Origin of the sequence: Paenibacillus sp. (assembly GCF_048976745.1) — a bacterium.
Classification (GTDB): Bacteria; Bacillota; Bacilli; order Paenibacillales; family Paenibacillaceae; genus Paenibacillus.
In genome coordinates this window covers 134,209-152,285 of sequence record NZ_JBHGUU010000004.1, presented here as the reverse complement: position 1 = coordinate 152,285, position 18,077 = coordinate 134,209, and the positions used below count along the sequence as shown (strand labels likewise).

Here is an 18,077-nt window from a genome sequence, read left to right as displayed (position 1 = left end):
ATATCCATGACCACAGGCTGACAATAACGTTGCACCGCAGACTCTCGCCCGAACCATGAAAAAGAAAATAACGCCAACGTCCTGACCCCTTCCAAGTCAAGAACGATGGCGTTACTTCTTGTATTTACATTGTTACATCCACATCGAACAGGTTACGCACCAAACTGCGCATAGTGAAGGCGGCTGTACACCCCACCTGCTGCGAGTAATTCTTCATGACGTCCTTGCTCCGTAATGCCTTGTTCAGCAACGACAATAATGCGGTCTGCATTTTTAATCGTAGCCAATCGGTGGGCGATGACCAGTGTGGTCCGGCCCTCGGACAACTCAGCCAGCGATTGCTGAATGGCTGCTTCCGTTTCTGTATCCAGAGCGGATGTTGCTTCGTCCAAGATCAGAATTGGCGGGTTTTTCAGAAACATACGGGCAATGGACAAGCGCTGTTTCTGTCCACCGGACAGCTTCACGCCGCGTTCACCAATTAACGTATCCAGCCCTTCCGGCATCGATTGAATCAAAGGTTCCATCTGTGCACGTCTGGCAGCCATCCAGATTTCTTCTTCGGATGCATCCAGCTTACCGTAGGCAATATTCTCGCGAATGGTTCCATCAAAGAGGAATACATCCTGTTGTACAATTCCGATCTGACTGCGCAAGGAGTCCAGCGTCATGTCCTGTATCTCCTGCCCATCAATCGTGATGCGACCTTCCAGCACATCATAGAATCGTGGCAGCAGACTGCACAGCGTTGTTTTACCTGCACCCGATGGACCGACGAGGGCCACAGTTTCCCCTGCATGTACATTGAGATCGATACCTTTGAGCACAGGCTCCTGATCCGAATAACCAAAGGTCACTTGCTCATAACGAATATCTCCACGCAGATGGGATACCGATACGGCTCCTGGACGATCTTCCACATCCGGTTCCATATCAAGCAGCTCCGTATAACGTTTGAAGCCTGCAATCCCTTTCGGATACGTCTCAATAACCGAGTTGATCTTCTGAATGGGTGTCAGGAACACATTGGACAGCATAATAAATGCAATGAACTGACCGTAGGTCATACTGCCGTTAATGACAAACCATGTTCCGCATACCAGGACAAAGAGGGATACCAGCTTCATCAGCATATAACTGACAGAGGAGTTCCAGGCCATGATTTTGTATGCAATTAGTTTCGTTTGACGGAAACGACCGTTGTTCACAGCAAATTGTGCTTTTTCATGCTCTTCATTGGCAAAAGCCTGAACAACACGGATCCCTGTGATATTGTTCTCAACACGAGCGTTGAAATCCGCAATATCTCCGAACATTCGGCTGAATGCCTTGGACATTTTGCTACCAAAGTAGAGCGAGAGATAAATAATCAAGGGTACGATGATAAAGGTTAACACCGCCAGATTTCCGTTAATGCTCATCATGATGCTGAATGCACCAATCAGTGTCATGACCGCAATAAATACATCCTCCGGACCATGATGGGCAATCTCACCAATATCCATCAGATCGTTCGTCATGCGGGATACGAGGTGTCCTGTTTTGGTATTATCGAAGAAACGGAACGATAACTTCTGCACATGATTAAACAGACTTTTACGCATATCCGTCTCGATGTTAATGCCCAGCTTGTGTCCCCAATAGGTAACCACAAAGTTCAGGAATGAATTCAGGAAGTAGATGCCGAGCAATGCCAGACATGCCCATAGAATCCAGTCCCAGCGGCCGCCTGGCAGCAGATCATCAACTACCCGGTTGACTGCAAGTGGAAAAGCCAGTTCCAGCAGCGCGACCAGAATCGCACAGCTGAAGTCAAGAATAAAGAGCTTTTTGTAAGGCCTGTAATAGGCAAAGAAACGGCGAAGCATGGACTGAAGTCCTCCTTATGCAATCACACCATAATGATTACGTTTTATTTCGTCTTGCTTAAGAGATACAGGAAGTATGGCGCACCAATAATGGCAACCAGGATACCCGCAGGAATCTCCGAAGGCTGCAGGATGACACGGCCCAGCGTATCTGCAACCAGTACGAGCAATGAACCGATCAAGGCCGATGCAGGTAAGAGGAATTGATGTTTTGGACCCACCAGACGACGCGCCAGATGCGGCCCGATCAGACCCACAAAACCGATCCCCCCACTCACAGATACACATGAGCCGGCAAGCCCTACTGCAGCCGCAAGCAAGATCAGTCGCTCACGCTCCACTGGAGTCCCGAGTCCGCTGGCAGTCTGGTCACCCAGATTCAGCACATTCAATACACGTGCCTTATACAGTACAAGCGGTACAAGAATGATTAGAAACGGCAGTAATGCCGTTACAAATTTCCAGTTTGAACCCCAGATGCTGCCTGCCATCCAGGTAGCTACAAATTGATACTTTTCCGGGCTAAGCCTTAAGGTAAGCACGATCATGGCAGAACTGATTCCCGCCGCTACCCCGATTCCTGTAAGCAGCATACGTGTAGGCAGGATACCCTCTCCTTTTTTGTAAGAGAGAACGTAGATCAGAAATGCAGCAAAACCGGAACCGATCAGGGCCAGAATGGGCAAAAGAAATACCGGCGCTGCTGTTGTTGTCGGGAAAAAGGAAACAAATAACATGACGACCAGGCCAGCACCTGCATTAATTCCGAGGATCCCCGGATCTGCCAGCGCATTCCGAGATACCCCCTGCAAAATACAACCAGATAACGCAAGTCCTGCTCCGACCAGCACCGAAATCACAATACGTGGCAGACGGAATTCAAACAGGATCAATTCCTGTTTCGCCGTGCCTCCACCAAACAGGGTACGCATCACTTCAAGCGGCGAAAGCTTGGTAAAACCTGTGTTCATGCTCACCACAAAAGCCGTAATAATGAATAGGGCAAGTACAATGAGGACAATCGTACCTTTGGTTCTCTTCTTGCGCTCTGCTCCAACTATTGTTGAGGATTCCATCGTTACAGGCTCCTCCTTTCTTTACGCGCCAGATATAGGAAGAAGGGTACCCCGATGAGGGCAACCAACGCGCCAATTGGCGTCTCGTACGGTGGGTTAATCATACGTGCAGCCAGATCCGCAAATACAAGCAACAAACTGCCCATCACAGCGGAACATGGGATAATCCAGCGATAATCGACCCCAACCAGTTTTCGCGTGAGATGGGGAATAATGAGTCCGACAAAACCGACCGCACCTACCACGGACACAGCCGTACCCGCAAGAATCAGTACAACAATCAGGCCTATGAGCTTGATCAGCCCCGTACGTTGCCCCAAGCCCACGGCAATATCTTCTCCGAGACTAAGCAGCGTAATGGAACGGGAGATGAGAAGACCTGCGATTAGCGCAGCGAGTACCCATGGGAACATGACCTCAAGTTGAGACCACTTCGTTCCGGCTACACCACCGGCTGTCCAGAAAGCCAGATCTTGTCCAATTCTGAAATACAATGCAATCCCTTCACTGAGTGCCGACAACATTGCTGAGACAGCCGCACCTGCAAGCACAAGACGCAATGGTGTAAGACCCGATTTGGAAGCTGCACCAAAACCATATACCAACAGAACCCCAAGCCCTGCTCCAAGGAAGGAGTACATGATGATATACATAAATGGCAAGCCAGGGAAAAAGGCAAAACAAACGGCAAGCGCAAATCCAGCTCCCGCATTTAACCCAAGCAGACCTGAATCGGCCAGCGGGTTACGAGTCATGCCCTGCATGATCGCACCAGCTACAGCGAAACATGCACCTACCATTGCTCCGCCAAGGATACGTGGTAATCGAATCTCCCATATGATCTGATGTGGAGTCAACTCCGGATTGAAATCAAAGATGGCCTTCCAGACCACACTAAGCTGAATATCCGCAGCGCCAAAAGAAATGGACAACGCCATCCCCAGAGCGAGTAACAAGATTCCCCCTGTAAGAATAAGTGTGGCTGCCCATGGACGAGTATGTATCTTCGCTGTGGGTGAATCCGGATTATGTTTTTCTGGTGAAGCTTGTGAACTCATACGCGCCCACCCTCGTTATGAGTGGAGTGGCTCAAACCTATGTACATAACAATCACCTCTCTATAAATACCAAACTTTAATGATATTGATTCTCATTCCCATAGACCATTGTAAGTGAATCCATAGACTCTGGCAATGGACAAATAGGACATGTTTATTGCATATATGAAGATTTGCACACAATTTCACACGCAAAAAGGCCGTGCAGGAGCCCAAAAGCTCGAACACAGCCTTATCATTGCATATGTAGAACATGTAAAATACAGACTCATTTAACGGGCATGTACCGTAAGCAAAGATGCGAGGACATCCGGAACATCGGTAATGATCCCTTGCACACCCATGTCAATCATGGCATGCATCTCGGCAGGATCATTCACCGTAAATGGATAGGTAACAATACCATGTGCCAGTGCAGCAGCAACATCTTCATGTGTAACTGCCAGCTTGTAGGGATGAAGGCCGGAAGCTTCGAGTTTAGACGCATAATCATAGGGACGGTACAACTTTTCCATATATAGAAGTGCTGTACGAATCTCCGGGGCAAGACGTTTACATCTCACGAGCGAAGCATGATTGAAGCTGGACAGCACGACCTGTTGCTCCAGATTCCAGTCACGGATCGTCTGTATAACCTTCTCTTCCATCCCTTTATAACTCACAATACCATTTTTCAATTCCAGATTAAGCAGGGTTCCTCTCCCCTGTACCAGCTTAAATAACTCCTCCAGAGAAGGAATACGTTCTCCGGCAAAATCAGCATGGAACCAGGAACCGGCATCCCGTGTGCGCAATTCATCGTAATTCGTATCCTTAACCCAGCCATCTGCGCCACCAGTTCGGCTTAACGTCTCATCATGAATCAGTACCAGTCTGCCATCACTCGTCATCTGCACATCGGTTTCAATGCCTGTCGCTCCAAGCTCCAGACTCCGTTCAAAAGCACTCATCGTGTTCTCCGGGCATACGGCAGATGCACCGCGGTGGGCAATAATCTCCATGTTCCTCATTCCAGCGCCTCCTGTATTCAAGCTTCACTCCATGATCCTCACTATAAACACGGTTTGTTAGACCTGTATTAACAGAGCGTATAATCCGTTGTTTGCTTCGCTAATACTAGCGACCGGGCCCAACTTCTAACGGGCTGGGGATTCACTCATTTTTGCGAACTCAATCCGAAATTCGACATAACATAGTATGAACGATGGAAGCACTGAACTCCGTTATAAGGAGGTTGACTATTGAATCCCTCAAAGAAAAAATCGACACCTACGCGTCCTCACACATCCCAGTTACAGTCGGCTTCCAGGCTTTCCAGATCATCTGTCCATATTAAAAACAAATCCGGCAAGACGGGTAATCAGCGTTCTTTTAACTCCACTTCACCCAACACACTGGATCAGCTGGCTATTGTTGCAGCAATACTCTCCTTAATTGCAGCCGCCATCGGGCTATATATCGCCTGGAAATCGTTAGGTAATCCGGATCAAACTGCTGTTGTGGTGTAAACTGCTTGTTGTGCAGCTATTGGCTCAGGAGGCTCTCTCCTGCTTCTGACCTTATTCAGGGGCAGGTTTTTGCTTTTTCAATCACTCAACGTATGCTGGAAACGTCAAAAAACCGTTCCCCTGAAACGCCGGCATATACCGACGTCTCTTTGGAAAGGTCATTTTTATTCGGGCGCTGCCTCTGCAACGTCATCCCCGTCCCGGGATATTGACCGAATTACAGAATGAATGTGCGAGAGATAATAACCAACAGAATGAACAATACCAGAATTGCACCTGTCGATGTCCATGCTCCACCACCGAAGCCTCCGCAATAACCGTAACCTGTACCTTTGAGTTCGCTCATCAGTGACACTCCCCTCTTCATCGAAGTACACTATAGACTATGTCCGATAGCGCAACTTGCTTGGGCAGATCGAAAATTCTCCCGAGAAACGATTGGGTACAGGCCCATCTTCTTATGCACTCATTTTCCGTTGAGTTGTGACCACTTCTGAGTCAACTCCGCTGGAATATAGGATGACATTTGGTTGATCAGTTCAGCCGGATCAGATTCCAAACTCCATAGACTGAGATGCGAGGTGTTGGAGAATCCTTCCTGTACGCTATGCTCTACCATCTTCATCAGCGGTCCATAATATCCGTTGACATTTAATAAACCAACAGGCTTACGATGAATGCCGATCTGTGCCCAGCACAGTACCTCGAATAGTTCTTCAAATGTACCCATACCTCCGGGAAGAGCAATGAATCCATCGGATAATTCAGCCATCGTAGCCTTCCGTTCATGCATGGTTCCCACTTCAATCAGTTGTGTGAGCCCTCCATGAACAACCTCGCCCCGGAACAATCCGGTAGGCATAACCCCAATTACTTCTCCCCCATGCTCAAGAGCAGCATCGGCTACTGCACCCATCAAACCCATACAAGAACCACCATAGACCAGTGCATAACCACGATCGGCAATTTGTTTGCCCAGTTGAACAGCCTTCTCTGTATATTCGGGGTGATTTCCCGGATTGGAGCCTGCAAAAACAGCTATACGTTTCATTGGGTTTCACTCCTTCTCATGATCTTTTTAGATTGAACTAAAGAATATTTACACTTGCCACTTCGATGACAGAACAACCTTCCGATCGCTGTTATCCCCAGATATTTTGATTTAATTTTACAAAGGTAAATATCTAGGGATAGCGTATGCTTCCGATGTAGCTTTCTTTCAGAAAGCTTTTAGGCGAACGCTCCGCTTCTTCAGGTTATTTCTGCCCTCTACGTTCTCGTGTAAATGTTTAGTTCAATTTATCTATTTTAATAATATATAACATGAATGTTATGGGTATGTACAACAGGTTAACAGAACCAATGGACAAAAAAAATACCCGACCGTTTGCAGCCGGCCGGGCTCCCATTTCAGTACACATCAATTTAGAAGGGGTTGTTATTACCTAATATACAGACCAAACATTAACTCCGTATGATTTTTGCATGAAATGAATATTAAATCTTCGTATATCTAACGTATGCCACGGCGTGAACGTACGACAAACATATGCCTGTCTTTACGAAGAACCCGACCATCTGCAAGTTCAACCTGATCCTCGTCATGACGCAGAATCGTTGTGGATAACGCTACAATTTTGGCCCGACGCCAGATCATAACTTGTGATTTGAAATAGATTGCATTATCGAACTGAATCGCCTTTTTCATCACATATCCAACCTTGTGCACTTCAGAACGTGCTTTCTTTAAGGGAAGACTCTCTTCGGGAAGAGGTCTGATCATTGCGATATTGTCAAACGATACCTTAATCCGTTTTGGCCCGATCCGTACACATTCCGCTTCTTCATCCCACTCAACCAGGGTTCCCTTTAATGGCTCCCGTATGCCTGTTGCACGGTATACCGCTACTTTTCGTCCTATCCAATGTCGCAATGTTCTCACCTCCATCTGTCTAGTTTTCAGGTATCTTCCAATCGATCGGTTCAATACCTTTGGAGGTCAAGAAGTCATTGGCTTTGGAAAAGGGACGACTGCCGAGGAATCCGCGATGCGCAGCCAGCGGACTGGGATGTGTAGACTCCAGTACCAGATGCTTGTCCCTGTTGATAAATGTACCTTTCTTCTGGGCATGACTGCCCCACAGCATATATACCATCGGTTCTGAACGTTCATTCAGCGCGCGAATGACAGCATCCGTAAACGTCTGCCAGCCCAATGCCTGATGAGAGTTTGGCTGACCTTCACGAACCGTCAGAACAGCATTTAACAGCAGGACTCCCTGCTGTGCCCAATGAACCAGAGATCCATGATTCGGAATTGGCAGGCCCAGATCGGCCTGAAGTTCCTTATATATATTTTTCAGAGAAGGAGGCACACGTACCCCCGGTCTAACCGAAAAGCTTAATCCATGAGCCTGACCCGCTCCGTGATAAGGATCTTGCCCAATAATAACGGCCTTAACCTGATGATATGGCGTCAGCTTCAGTGCGGAGAAGAGGTCTTCTTTGGGCGGAAAGACCGTCTGCGTTTTGTACTCGGCGGCGAGGGTGTAACGAATCTTGTTAAAATATTCGGCTTCCGTCTCTTCCTGAAGTACCTTGTCCCAATCGTTTCCAAACATATGTATAGGCTCCTTTCCCCTGATGAATGCAGTTTCGTGCAGCCCAGCTACCGGGCTCTTCCTTCTTAGAGCCGCATGTCATGCAACTCATAGACTATCCACCATTTTAACATAACCGGGGACAGCAGACCAGAATTGCGCATCAGGGTATAAGTTCACCTCAAAATTAACCTTGTTTTTGCTGCACTCTGTATACTCATCCGAAAAAAGCCACCACGCTGTTGCGTGATGACTTGATGACCTTATACTTGAACGGGCACCTCTTCGACTTCTTTCACAAGCACACTGCTGATTCTCCGTAATCCTTCCTGAAGAACAGAACGTGGACAAGCCAGATTCAACCGAATACAACCCTCACCATTCGCTACAAACATATGACCATCTTCGAGCAATACACCCGCTTGCTCCGCGAAGAATAACGGTAAACTTACATCCTGGGGAGCATATGCCGAGATATCGATCCAGGCCAGATATGTGGCATCGGGAATGTGAAAGACAGCCCGTGGCAGATACTGCTTCATATACTCTTCTACGCATGCAAAATTGGCGTCAAGATAACCTTTTAACTGTTTCAGCCATTCATCACCCGTTTCGTAAGCCGCTTGCGTGGCAGCGATGCTCAGTGGGTTTTTGAAACCATAATGGCGTGCCTGCCAGATGTCTCGAATTGCCTTATTCGGAATGATGACATTGGAGAACATCAGACCAGCCATGTTGAATGTTTTGCTCGGAGACATGCATGTAATGATTCGATCCGTATCCGGGAACAGCTTTGCAAGTGGCGTATGTCTTTTGCCAGTCCGCAGCAGATCACAGTGAATTTCATCCGAAATAATCCATACATTGTTCCTCAGACAGATCTCACCCACACGTTGTAACTCTTCCGTTGTCCAGACGCGTCCAGACGGATTATGGGGGTTGCAGAAAATGCATACCCTTACCTTTTCATCCTTGGCCTTAGCTTCAAAATCCTCAAAATCAATTGAGTACCGCCCCTGCTCATTGAGCATATCCGAACATACCAGTTCAAGATCATTATGCTCCGCAGCTGATTTGAAGAATCCATAGGATGGAGTCACGATAAGTACTTTCTCATCCGATTGACAGATATATTCCACCAGGTCATACAAAGCGGGGATGATTCCGTTTGAGGTCTCCAAATGCTCCTTCGGGAAGGACCAGTCATAGTACCTTTTCATCCAATTCGAGACAGCTGCATAGTATGCCGGATCGAACACCTGGGAGTATCCCATGATTCTACGGTCCAGACGCTCCTTGACTGCATCCAGAATCTCCGGAGGTGTGGCAAACTCCATATCTGCAATCCACATGCGAATGAATTCTTCATCTTTGAATGGAAATGTCATATCTTCGGTGGCGTTAAAAATATATTGACGGAAACCATCCGTATTCATGGCATTTGTACCTGTGCGGTCGATAATCTCATCAAAGTTATATTTCATAGCTTCTACTCCTCTGTCTACTCAACTTTTCATTGTCGGTTCATGTCGTATGCGTCTATTATTCCATGACGTAGAAATTGCATCAAATGCAATAGAATCTATCCTGACGAAACAAATATAGTTCATTGTTTCTCCAGAATAGGTTTTTCGGTGAAAAAGTGATATATTTCTCATATAACATTATTTTTATGAATGACTTTCATCATTTTCACGTACTCTCAAGAAACATTACATAAGGAGAACCAGTTATGAACAATATCAATCAGGAAGTTGGCAAGAAAATACGAAACTTTCGGAAGTGGCGAGGGCTGACGATTCAACAGCTGGCGGATCAGATCTTCAAAAGCAAGGGCACGCTATCCAAATATGAGAGCGGAGATATTACACTTGATCTGGTCACCTTGCATCATATTGCGAATGCGCTCAACATTCAGGTGGAGCAGCTCTTGTACCAAGAACCTAGGCATGCATCTCCCCTGATGAATGCGGTCCCGTCCAGCTTTTTCAAGAACTCCACCCGTTTCTATTCCTATTTCTATGATGGGCGTAACAACAGTCTCATTCGTTGTGTCATTGACATGATGGCTCAGTCGGATGCCAACCGTTATCGCACCGTGATGTATATGAATGTGAAGGATTTTGAGAACTACCAGGAATGCGAGAATATGTATTGGGGCCACACCGAGCATTATGATACACTCACCACGCTGATTTTGAAAAATCAGGCGACGCCGCTGGAGAACCTATATATTAATATTCTGGCGTCTTTTCAGGAATCGGAGAAAAAATGGGGACTGATGGCTGGCGTCTCCTTCAGACCTTTCATGCCGATTGCGCTCAAAATGTTATTCTCCAGAACCCCGCTGCCTGAGAATCAGGAGTTATATAATGAATTAAAAATCTCAAAGGAAGATCTGCGAACGTTGAAAATCTACAACATGCTTGCTGTCACTTGAACAACGCAGTGTGTCACCCATTCTCATCTGGAATAGAGATAGTTGCTCCTCATTCCTACTCATTAAAAAAAGGCACTTTTATGAGCTGTTGAACAGCTCATAAAAGTGCCTTTTGTATTTGACGCCTATTGAATCAAAATCAGCGAGACTAACGTTTAGTTTTTAATTAAATCCAACGTCTCGTCAAACATTTGCTTCTGTTGCTCGATCTTGTTCTCATTACCGATTACGCAGCGCTGTTGCTGTTCAAGTATGTCTGATAAGAGCGCAGCAAAACCGATAATGTCGCTTTCCTTCGTGCTTAACACTTCGTCACGTTCCTGTTGCAGATCCGCTTCAGTCACATTCGACAGATAACACTCCAGAGAGAATGCCCCTTCACCATAAGGTGTTCTCGGCGTATCCAGATCCTGGATCGCACCAATGATATAACGCGTCATCTCCCGCTCGTCTGCCCGGAAATCGGTCAAATATTGCGGTATCTCTTCATATACTTTGTACGTTTTATCGAGATTCGGATCACGATACGATGCAACGTAGCTGTCTCCATTCCGTCTGAAGCCTGACATGCAGCCATAGGCTCCGCCTTTCGCGCGGATATTGGTCCACAAGTAATCCAAGGACAGAATGCCTTGCAAAACCCGTAGTGAACCGGTGTATTGATACCCTTTGTCGATATAATTGCCCGTTTGCACCACGTACTGCACTTCTGACGGGGAACGGAATCCTTCCTTATGAGTAGCAGGTAGGAACGTAAATTCCTCCTTGGCAACCTCATGTGTGAATAGCTTCGCTTTCAGATCGGATACCTGTTGCTCCAATCCTTCATATCCCTGCTCATCGGCCGTGTAACTGACAAGCAAGTTCTCCGGTCTGAAAATATATCCCGTCAACTCTTGCAGGCTGGAAGATAACTCTTCTTTTCTCGCCTCAAAATTCGCCTGAAGATCCTCTAACCACTGGTAAAAGGCAATGCCACTTACCGCTTCTCTGAAATCCGCAACCGGTGAATGTTTGGACGAAGACCGGCCAATTCCCGCAGAGTGTCCGCTGTTGATCAGATTCCGTTGCAGGTTACCTTTCATCTGGGAGATGATCTCATACAATCGCTTCGAATTATCGAATTGGGACGTGAACACGATTTCTTTGATCATGTCAAAGGCGAATCCAAGCTTGTCATACAACACTTTCGCGTTGAACTCATAAGTAGCCTTGAATTCATTGTGCTTATGCGCGTTGGCATACGATCCAATCCCGCTATGAATACCACCAGAATGAATGTGGATTTCATTGGACAAATCATTGAACGAGTAGTTTTGAGTATCCACGTAACCCAGTACATTCTTGAGCAATCCTGCATACGGCAGCAGATGACGTGGCACTTCTTTGATATCGAACAGCAGTCTCAGATAACCAATCCCGTTCGTATAGAGGTTATGATGGAGAATGGTTGTGCCGTCGACCTGATTTACCGTTTGATGCAACGTAGAGGCCTTGGGTTCAATATCTTCAATTGATAACGTTGGAATGACCTGCTGCTGCTCTTTGGTTGAAGGTGTATTCTGATACTCGGCGAGTGCTTCCGTTTTCTGAATCAGCGTCTGCACTTCTTCCTCGCTAAGACCCGCCTGAATGGTTTTCAGACGTGTTTTCAGTGCTTCTTCCTTGCGTGCATTCAACCCTTTGTCCGGTGTCAGGGCTACAAAGGAAGTATGTGTGTTTTGTAATAAATACTTCTCGATCAATTGCTCGAAGTAACCTTCGTTCATTTTTGTCCGCAACTCAGCAAATACGTCATTAGCCTCCAGATGGGTGAAAGGTGCCTCATCATCGTACAACCAGCTTTGCAAGGAAGAGAATCCGTAGATCAGACCCTTCGGCATTCTGCCATAGTCCGCTTCCCTGTGATTGAACTCATAGGAGTTAATACCAGCAAGGAGCGCCTTAGGATCGAAGCCTTCTTTCACCACACGCTCAAGCACTTCTTGGACGGTTCCCAGGAAATCCTCTTTGCTCGACAGATTGCTCTTCTTCAGTCCCACCGTGAACACAGGCTGATACAGGCTGTCATCATACGAACCGTAGACGTCCTTGGCAATTCCTTTATCAAGCAAAGCCTGTTTCAATACCGCTCCCGGAGCATTCAGCAGAGCGTATAGCAAAATTTGGAACGAAATATTCAGTTCCTTGTCCAGACTTGTGCCAATCACCGCATTATAGGTCAAGAAGCTGTTATCCACTTCGGATTCCGTACTACCCGCAGAGTAAGACTTTACCGTATCCACTCGTGCTGGGAATGCTGGTTGCAGCTTGATTTCCGAATCAATCTCGATACGATCATATGCACTCAGGTAATTTTCATCCAGCCATTGCAGCTTCTCTTCCATATCCATATCCCCGTAGAGATAGATGTAACTGTTGGAAGGATGATAGTATCTCGTGTGGAAATCCAGCAACCCCTGATAAGTCAGATCCAGGATCGCTTCCGGGAATCCGCCAGACTCGGAGGAATATGTAGTATCCGGGAAAAGAGAGTTCAGCACTTCTCTGCGCACCATACGTTCCGGTGAAGAAAAGGCACCCTTCATCTCGTTATATACAACTCCGTTGTAAGTTAACTCATCGTCCGCAGAGGCCAGATTGTAGTTCCAGCCTTCCTGCAAAAATATTTTTTCATTCTCATAAATGTTTGTATTTAATACCGCGTCCAGATATATATCCATCAGATTATGGAAGTCATGATCATTACGACTCGCGATCGGATAGATCGTTTTATCGGGATACGTCATGGCGTTAAGGAATGTATTCAAAGAACCTTTCAGCAACTCAACAAAAGAATCCTTGGCCGGAAATTTCTTGGACCCACAGAGCACGGAGTGTTCGAGGATATGGGCTACCCCTGTATCATCTTCCGGAGGTGTGCGGAAACCGATACTGAATACTTTGTTGTCGTCCTGATTGGACAAAAGTACAATTTTGGCGCCAGATTTCTGGTGCTCCAACAGATACGCATCCGATTTGAGTTCTTCAATTCTGCGTTCCTGTAACACCTTGTATGGCTTAAGCTGTTTCAACATAAACTTGAGTCCTCCGTCCATAAGATTGTTTTATTGGTTTTGTGACTCTACATAAGTTCAAATATGGCTATTTACACGGGCACTCCGATGACAGAATAACCTTCCGATCGCTGTTATCGTGTAAATGTGTAGTTGAACCTATATCGTTCAGCAAGGTAAAGGTAATATATGCCTACGGATAGTATACACCATTGTTCCGTCTCTTCATAAAAGTCAGATAAATACACCTTCTGATATGTATTATGCAGCGTTTATGTTTATGAACTGCATGGTGAAATGGTCAGCTATGATATCACATTCATATTAAAGAACATAAAAAAAGATCGCATGCAGCTTGGTTAACAAGCGTCATACGACCTTTCTTTTTAAGATGCCGAGGACCGGGATCGAACCGGTAAGGTAGTCACCTACCGCAGGATTTTAGACATATGCTCTGATTGATATAGAATGGAACGGAAGGACAAAATGTAGTCATATCATGGATTCATGTCATTAGCTAATTGGACTAATTTGGACTAATTTCTACAGTTTGACCTACAGTTTGCCCCAGCTCGCCCCCGAGTTCACTCAAGCAAAATTGAGTTTTCTACTAATGCTAAAACCACTCTGATGGTTTTTCTAACCCTTATGCAGAAGTCAAAATCAGCACAAGGGTTTTTGCTATTGATCCCAAATCAACTTAATAACGCAATTCTCATTCTGTCATTTCTCTGTATTATGCATATTCAGTTCCGGCAGGACCATTTCGGATAATGCATTCATATAATCCGTCATTCTCATCATTTTAATATTCAGTCCAATAACTCAGATCATTTGGTCGGGCAGGCAAAATTGGCAGCAACCAGACCGTTCAGAGCAAACATAATTTATGCTTTCCCCTTCCAGTCTTTATGGTCAGCTCATGAATCGTAAAAAATCTTTGCCGTATTCCTTTATAGTTATATAAAATCCTTAGCACTTTCCGCTCATAGTCATTTAACATCTGTCATTCCTCCTATGTTATTTTCTAATGGGATTAAAGCCAGCAATCCGATATCGGATTTTACGTGGCAGGCCTGACAGAATGTCGTCTGCCTTAATAAGTTTGGATCATTACTTTTGACCTGAATTCGATAATTTGTAATTTCCCCGCTTTTATCCTCATAAATGATCTCGACCAACCAACCCAAATATTTGACTGGCATATTTCCCCCTCCATATTACAGAACGTAAATTTTTATTTTAATCAAATGCGAATATATGTTCTCTTAACAACAGAAAAAATACCCACTCAAATGACTAGATTTTTTGCATTTATCGGAAATCGTTCATTAAGCTAACGAGCAGGTTAGTCATTTTCTATGCAGAACTATGAGCGACAATGCAGGGGTTCTATTCAATTACCTCGCTTCAGATATTTCTTGATGCAATGAAGAGCACCTGAGTTTTTTTACAAGGAGATGACAATCTGAATTTTGCTCTACATGAAAACCGAAAGATTCCGATCATTTTTACATCATTTTTCAAGCTCAAATCACCCCCTCAAAATGCACAGCGCACAGTGATTTTTTTAATCAAAAATAGCCGAAAACCGGGGTCATTCGTACCCGCACCCCTCCCTAGGAGGGACCCGCTAACGCCTGTCCACGCGCCCACACGCACCCTTTACAACGTATTGGTTGCAGCTTGAAGATGAAGTGTAACGGCCGCTCTCTTATCGAAACAAAACTTGAGCTTCTAATACTTGCCACCTCCTTCAGACATCCTAAAACCTCCCTCTAAATTTCAATGGCTTGATAATATGAAATAAAAAAAGCACCGCAAAGGGCGCTTTACATAACACAGCTGGTTTAATTAGTTTTTCTAACCAAATAAATTTTATAGCCAAGTGGCCTGTAGTCCAACCTTTCTCTCTCCATACTTTTCAGATCGTGAATATCATAGTTAGAAATTATTACTTCCTCACTTGAAGTTTTAAAAATGTTATACCCGAAGAATAGAAAAAGTGGATTTAAATACACAAAATTATTTTTTACATATATAAAACCCAGAAGCAGAAATAACCCAGCATTAACAAGCAAACTGTTGAGTTTTGCAACATCGATAGATAACAGAGGAACCAGGTACGTAACAACATAATCAAGTAGGTTGTCTTCGGTCCTACTAACATTCTCAAATGTCTTACGTTCGTTTAAACTGAGTCTTGTAATTATAAACAATGAAAGAAGAGAAAGTAACATTAGAACTAGGATTAGAGCCCAGAAAAGTGAAACACTTGGCTTCTCGAAATACAATATACTTATAAATTTCTTCCATGAGGAAAATGATTCATAGTTGTTTATAATTAACAAAATATAAAGTGGAAAAAAAGAAGAAACGTAAAGTCCGACTCTATAAAAGACAGTGATCATTTTCTTCACCTATTTCAGGAGAATTTTAAATCCCTTCATCAATGCCCTCTCTACTATTAATTAAGGATCTGTAAAATGAATCCCTAATAAGCCTAGTAATATCAAGCAACTGACTCTTATCCTCATAAATTATCGCGTTATTACCTTCTTCAAAATTGATATCCAGTTCAAAAATATCGACCACCTGAATAACATTTTCAAAGTTCTCAAAACATTGTTGTACACGCTCTTCATTTTCTAATATCTTAGTAAGAGCCCTTACGATTCTAGCGTTTCCTAAACAATCTTCACGAAACTGGTCGAAGTTTGTTATTCTGTTCGATCGTTCAACAATATTTAAGGTCTCAGTAGCTTTTCCTACAAACTGCTCTTGCACAGAGAAAATACGTTCAAGAGCAATATGATTCATCACTAACACTTCATTGTTTTTTACCAATAAGTCTATATTTTTATCGATACCTAACAAATCAGACTCCAACTTTTTAAAATCGTTATTTACAAAAAAACCAACCATTCCTTTGGATAATCTGTTAAATTTAGTAACCCTTCTAAAAATCAGCATTTCTTCAGCATTGTCAATGTAAATCTTCAAACAATAGAAGTTTAGCTTCTTAATTTCTTCAGAAGTTATGGGCCTACGGATAGCTACATCCTCGTCCATACTCCTTAATATTTCTTGAAAGCTATCGATACCATTTACTGCACAATGCTCAATCACACCGTCAATGGTTCCCACTGGGCTATAATTTCTTTGCTCTTTATCTACAACTTCTGCAAGTGCATCTCTAACTATCTTGACCAATTCCTTCTGCAACTCCGGTTCTATGCTAGGTGAAAACGATGTGTACCTGTTATTAATTCTTTTTCGTGTGAAATACAAGCGAACATCAATACTTTTATCCGGATCGTCTAACATCTGTATAATCGGTCTGATTTCCAAAGAAAGCCCTCCTTTTTTCTATGTGAAAGGATTATTTCGACATAATAAGCAGGATTTCCTTTTTCCTATGCCGAAAGTATTAGTCCAAAAGGAGGTGCATAGTTATAAATAGAGCACAGAGCTTCGTCCTCTCGGTTTTTCTTTCAATTTTTTGTGTTGGATTAATCGTTTATGGTGCATATATCGCATTAGATCATATGGAAACGAAAGGACTTCAGTTTGGACAGTTTATGGAGGACAATTTCGCTAGATAATTTAGAAACAAATAAAACCGCTCTTTAGGAGTGGTTTTATTTGTTTAGGGCCCTTTTAGGAATCGAACCCGACTCATGCGAATAAGCCATGATGTTAACTATCATCGAACCTAGGCAAGCGTTGATACATACATTGTGTAAAAAATACCCTTTAGGAGGTTTTTTACAATGTATTACCATCAACATTACTGGACTCGTTTTGGATATCGGACAGAACCAATGGACTTACCAATTAACGGTAAGGTGTCGATACTTTTCAGTGAAACAAATCAATACGTCATTGTAGAGCCAGGCTCCAACAAACTTATTGCATTTCAACCCAACTCCGATGGATTGGCAGAGTTCGAAATGCGACAATTAGGAGGAAATGACAGCAGACTCTTCAATTTGTACTCACCTAGCTCGCAACGTTATGTTTCCATAAAGACAGGGTGGTTGACAGCAAGCGAATCAGGCGCTGGTCCAACTGAAGAATTCACACTTCATACTGAAACATTAGATGGAACTAGCTGGAATGTTATCTATTCACCAGCTCAACAACACTATATTGGTGTTAATATGAACAATCAAAACTACTTACAAGGCTATTTTCCATGTCTTGGTTCTTGGCAACGATTTATCATAGAACCAAAATAATAAATCACGGGATTCTTACCCGCGTTCCCCACATTCCGCACCTTTGACGTTTCACTCAAAGATATTCACCCCACAGTACGGCCGAGTCCTGCCGCGATAAGGGGCTGCAGGGACACCCGGGATATTTTCCCTATGTCTCTACCTTAATTGCAACTCCAGACGTTGTGCCGACTCACTACAGACGCTATTAAGCATTTAAATAAAAATTGAAAGGTTGAAATTAGCAACCC

The 18,077-nt window shown here is 44.3% G+C and carries 15 protein-coding genes; 3 read left to right on the top strand and 12 right to left on the bottom strand.

Annotation, left to right across the window (positions count from 1 at the left end; translation table 11 throughout):
• Window positions 1–152: 152 nt before the first annotated feature.
• The 4 genes from ACE3K2_RS01610 to ACE3K2_RS01595 form a co-directional block, all read right to left on the bottom strand.
• Window positions 153–1,868, bottom strand: a complete 1,716-nt coding sequence (locus tag ACE3K2_RS01610) for an ABC transporter ATP-binding protein (protein ID WP_249912174.1) — start codon at window positions 1,866–1,868, stop codon at window positions 153–155.
• 44 nt (window positions 1,869–1,912) lie between these two features.
• Window positions 1,913–2,944, bottom strand: coding sequence for a FecCD family ABC transporter permease (locus ACE3K2_RS01605; protein WP_421885926.1), 1,032 nt, complete (start codon window positions 2,942–2,944; stop codon window positions 1,913–1,915).
• 2 nt (window positions 2,945–2,946) lie between these two features.
• Window positions 2,947–4,002, bottom strand: coding sequence for a FecCD family ABC transporter permease (locus ACE3K2_RS01600; RefSeq protein ID WP_421885923.1), 1,056 nt, complete (start codon window positions 4,000–4,002; stop codon window positions 2,947–2,949).
• Between the two features lie 272 nt (window positions 4,003–4,274).
• The gene (locus ACE3K2_RS01595; RefSeq protein ID WP_421885921.1) at window positions 4,275–5,012 is read right to left on the bottom strand and encodes a glycerophosphodiester phosphodiesterase; all 738 of its coding nucleotides are present in this window, start codon (window positions 5,010–5,012) and stop codon (window positions 4,275–4,277) included.
• 231 nt (window positions 5,013–5,243) lie between these two features.
• Between ACE3K2_RS01595 and ACE3K2_RS01590 the strand changes: the two genes are divergently transcribed.
• Complete coding sequence (locus tag ACE3K2_RS01590) at window positions 5,244–5,510, top strand: hypothetical protein (RefSeq protein ID WP_421885918.1); 267 nt, start codon at window positions 5,244–5,246, stop codon at window positions 5,508–5,510.
• A 217-nt stretch (window positions 5,511–5,727) separates the two neighbouring features.
• Here ACE3K2_RS01590 and ACE3K2_RS01585 read toward each other — a convergent pair whose 3' ends face one another.
• From ACE3K2_RS01585 to ACE3K2_RS01565, 5 genes are all read right to left on the bottom strand, one after another.
• On the bottom strand, window positions 5,728–5,856 hold the full coding sequence (locus ACE3K2_RS01585) for a hypothetical protein (RefSeq protein ID WP_255319930.1): 129 nt from the start codon (window positions 5,854–5,856) through the stop codon (window positions 5,728–5,730).
• A 120-nt stretch (window positions 5,857–5,976) separates the two neighbouring features.
• Entirely contained in the window at window positions 5,977–6,561 is a 585-nt protein-coding gene (locus ACE3K2_RS01580; protein ID WP_421885914.1) for a TIGR00730 family Rossman fold protein, read from the bottom strand.
• Window positions 6,562–7,023: 462 nt separating this feature from the next.
• Window positions 7,024–7,443 (bottom strand): hypothetical protein, encoded by a 420-nt coding sequence (locus ACE3K2_RS01575; RefSeq protein ID WP_421885911.1) that lies wholly within the window; start codon window positions 7,441–7,443, stop codon window positions 7,024–7,026.
• A gap of 19 nt (window positions 7,444–7,462) precedes the next feature.
• Window positions 7,463–8,131 (bottom strand): uracil-DNA glycosylase, encoded by a 669-nt coding sequence (gene ung, locus ACE3K2_RS01570; RefSeq protein WP_421885908.1) that lies wholly within the window; start codon window positions 8,129–8,131, stop codon window positions 7,463–7,465.
• A 242-nt stretch (window positions 8,132–8,373) separates the two neighbouring features.
• Window positions 8,374–9,594, bottom strand: coding sequence for a MalY/PatB family protein (locus ACE3K2_RS01565; RefSeq protein ID WP_421885905.1), 1,221 nt, complete (start codon window positions 9,592–9,594; stop codon window positions 8,374–8,376).
• Between the two features lie 248 nt (window positions 9,595–9,842).
• On the opposite strand from ACE3K2_RS01565, the gene ACE3K2_RS01560 reads away from it, so the two are divergent.
• On the top strand, window positions 9,843–10,550 hold the full coding sequence (locus ACE3K2_RS01560) for a helix-turn-helix domain-containing protein (protein WP_017687366.1): 708 nt from the start codon (window positions 9,843–9,845) through the stop codon (window positions 10,548–10,550).
• Window positions 10,551–10,705: 155 nt separating this feature from the next.
• Here ACE3K2_RS01560 and ACE3K2_RS01555 read toward each other — a convergent pair whose 3' ends face one another.
• The 3 genes from ACE3K2_RS01555 to ACE3K2_RS01545 form a co-directional block, all read right to left on the bottom strand.
• Entirely contained in the window at window positions 10,706–13,627 is a 2,922-nt protein-coding gene (locus ACE3K2_RS01555) for an insulinase family protein (RefSeq protein WP_421885902.1), read from the bottom strand.
• Between the two features lie 971 nt (window positions 13,628–14,598).
• Window positions 14,599–14,811: a hypothetical protein gene (locus ACE3K2_RS01550; RefSeq protein WP_421885899.1), complete on the bottom strand. Its 213-nt coding sequence runs from the start codon at window positions 14,809–14,811 to the stop codon at window positions 14,599–14,601.
• A gap of 1,231 nt (window positions 14,812–16,042) precedes the next feature.
• Window positions 16,043–16,957: a Kiwa anti-phage protein KwaB-like domain-containing protein gene (locus ACE3K2_RS01545; RefSeq protein ID WP_421885896.1), complete on the bottom strand. Its 915-nt coding sequence runs from the start codon at window positions 16,955–16,957 to the stop codon at window positions 16,043–16,045.
• A 422-nt stretch (window positions 16,958–17,379) separates the two neighbouring features.
• Between ACE3K2_RS01545 and ACE3K2_RS01540 the strand changes: the two genes are divergently transcribed.
• Entirely contained in the window at window positions 17,380–17,847 is a 468-nt protein-coding gene (locus tag ACE3K2_RS01540) for a fascin domain-containing protein (protein ID WP_421885893.1), read from the top strand.
• Window positions 17,848–18,077: the final 230 nt, after the last annotated feature.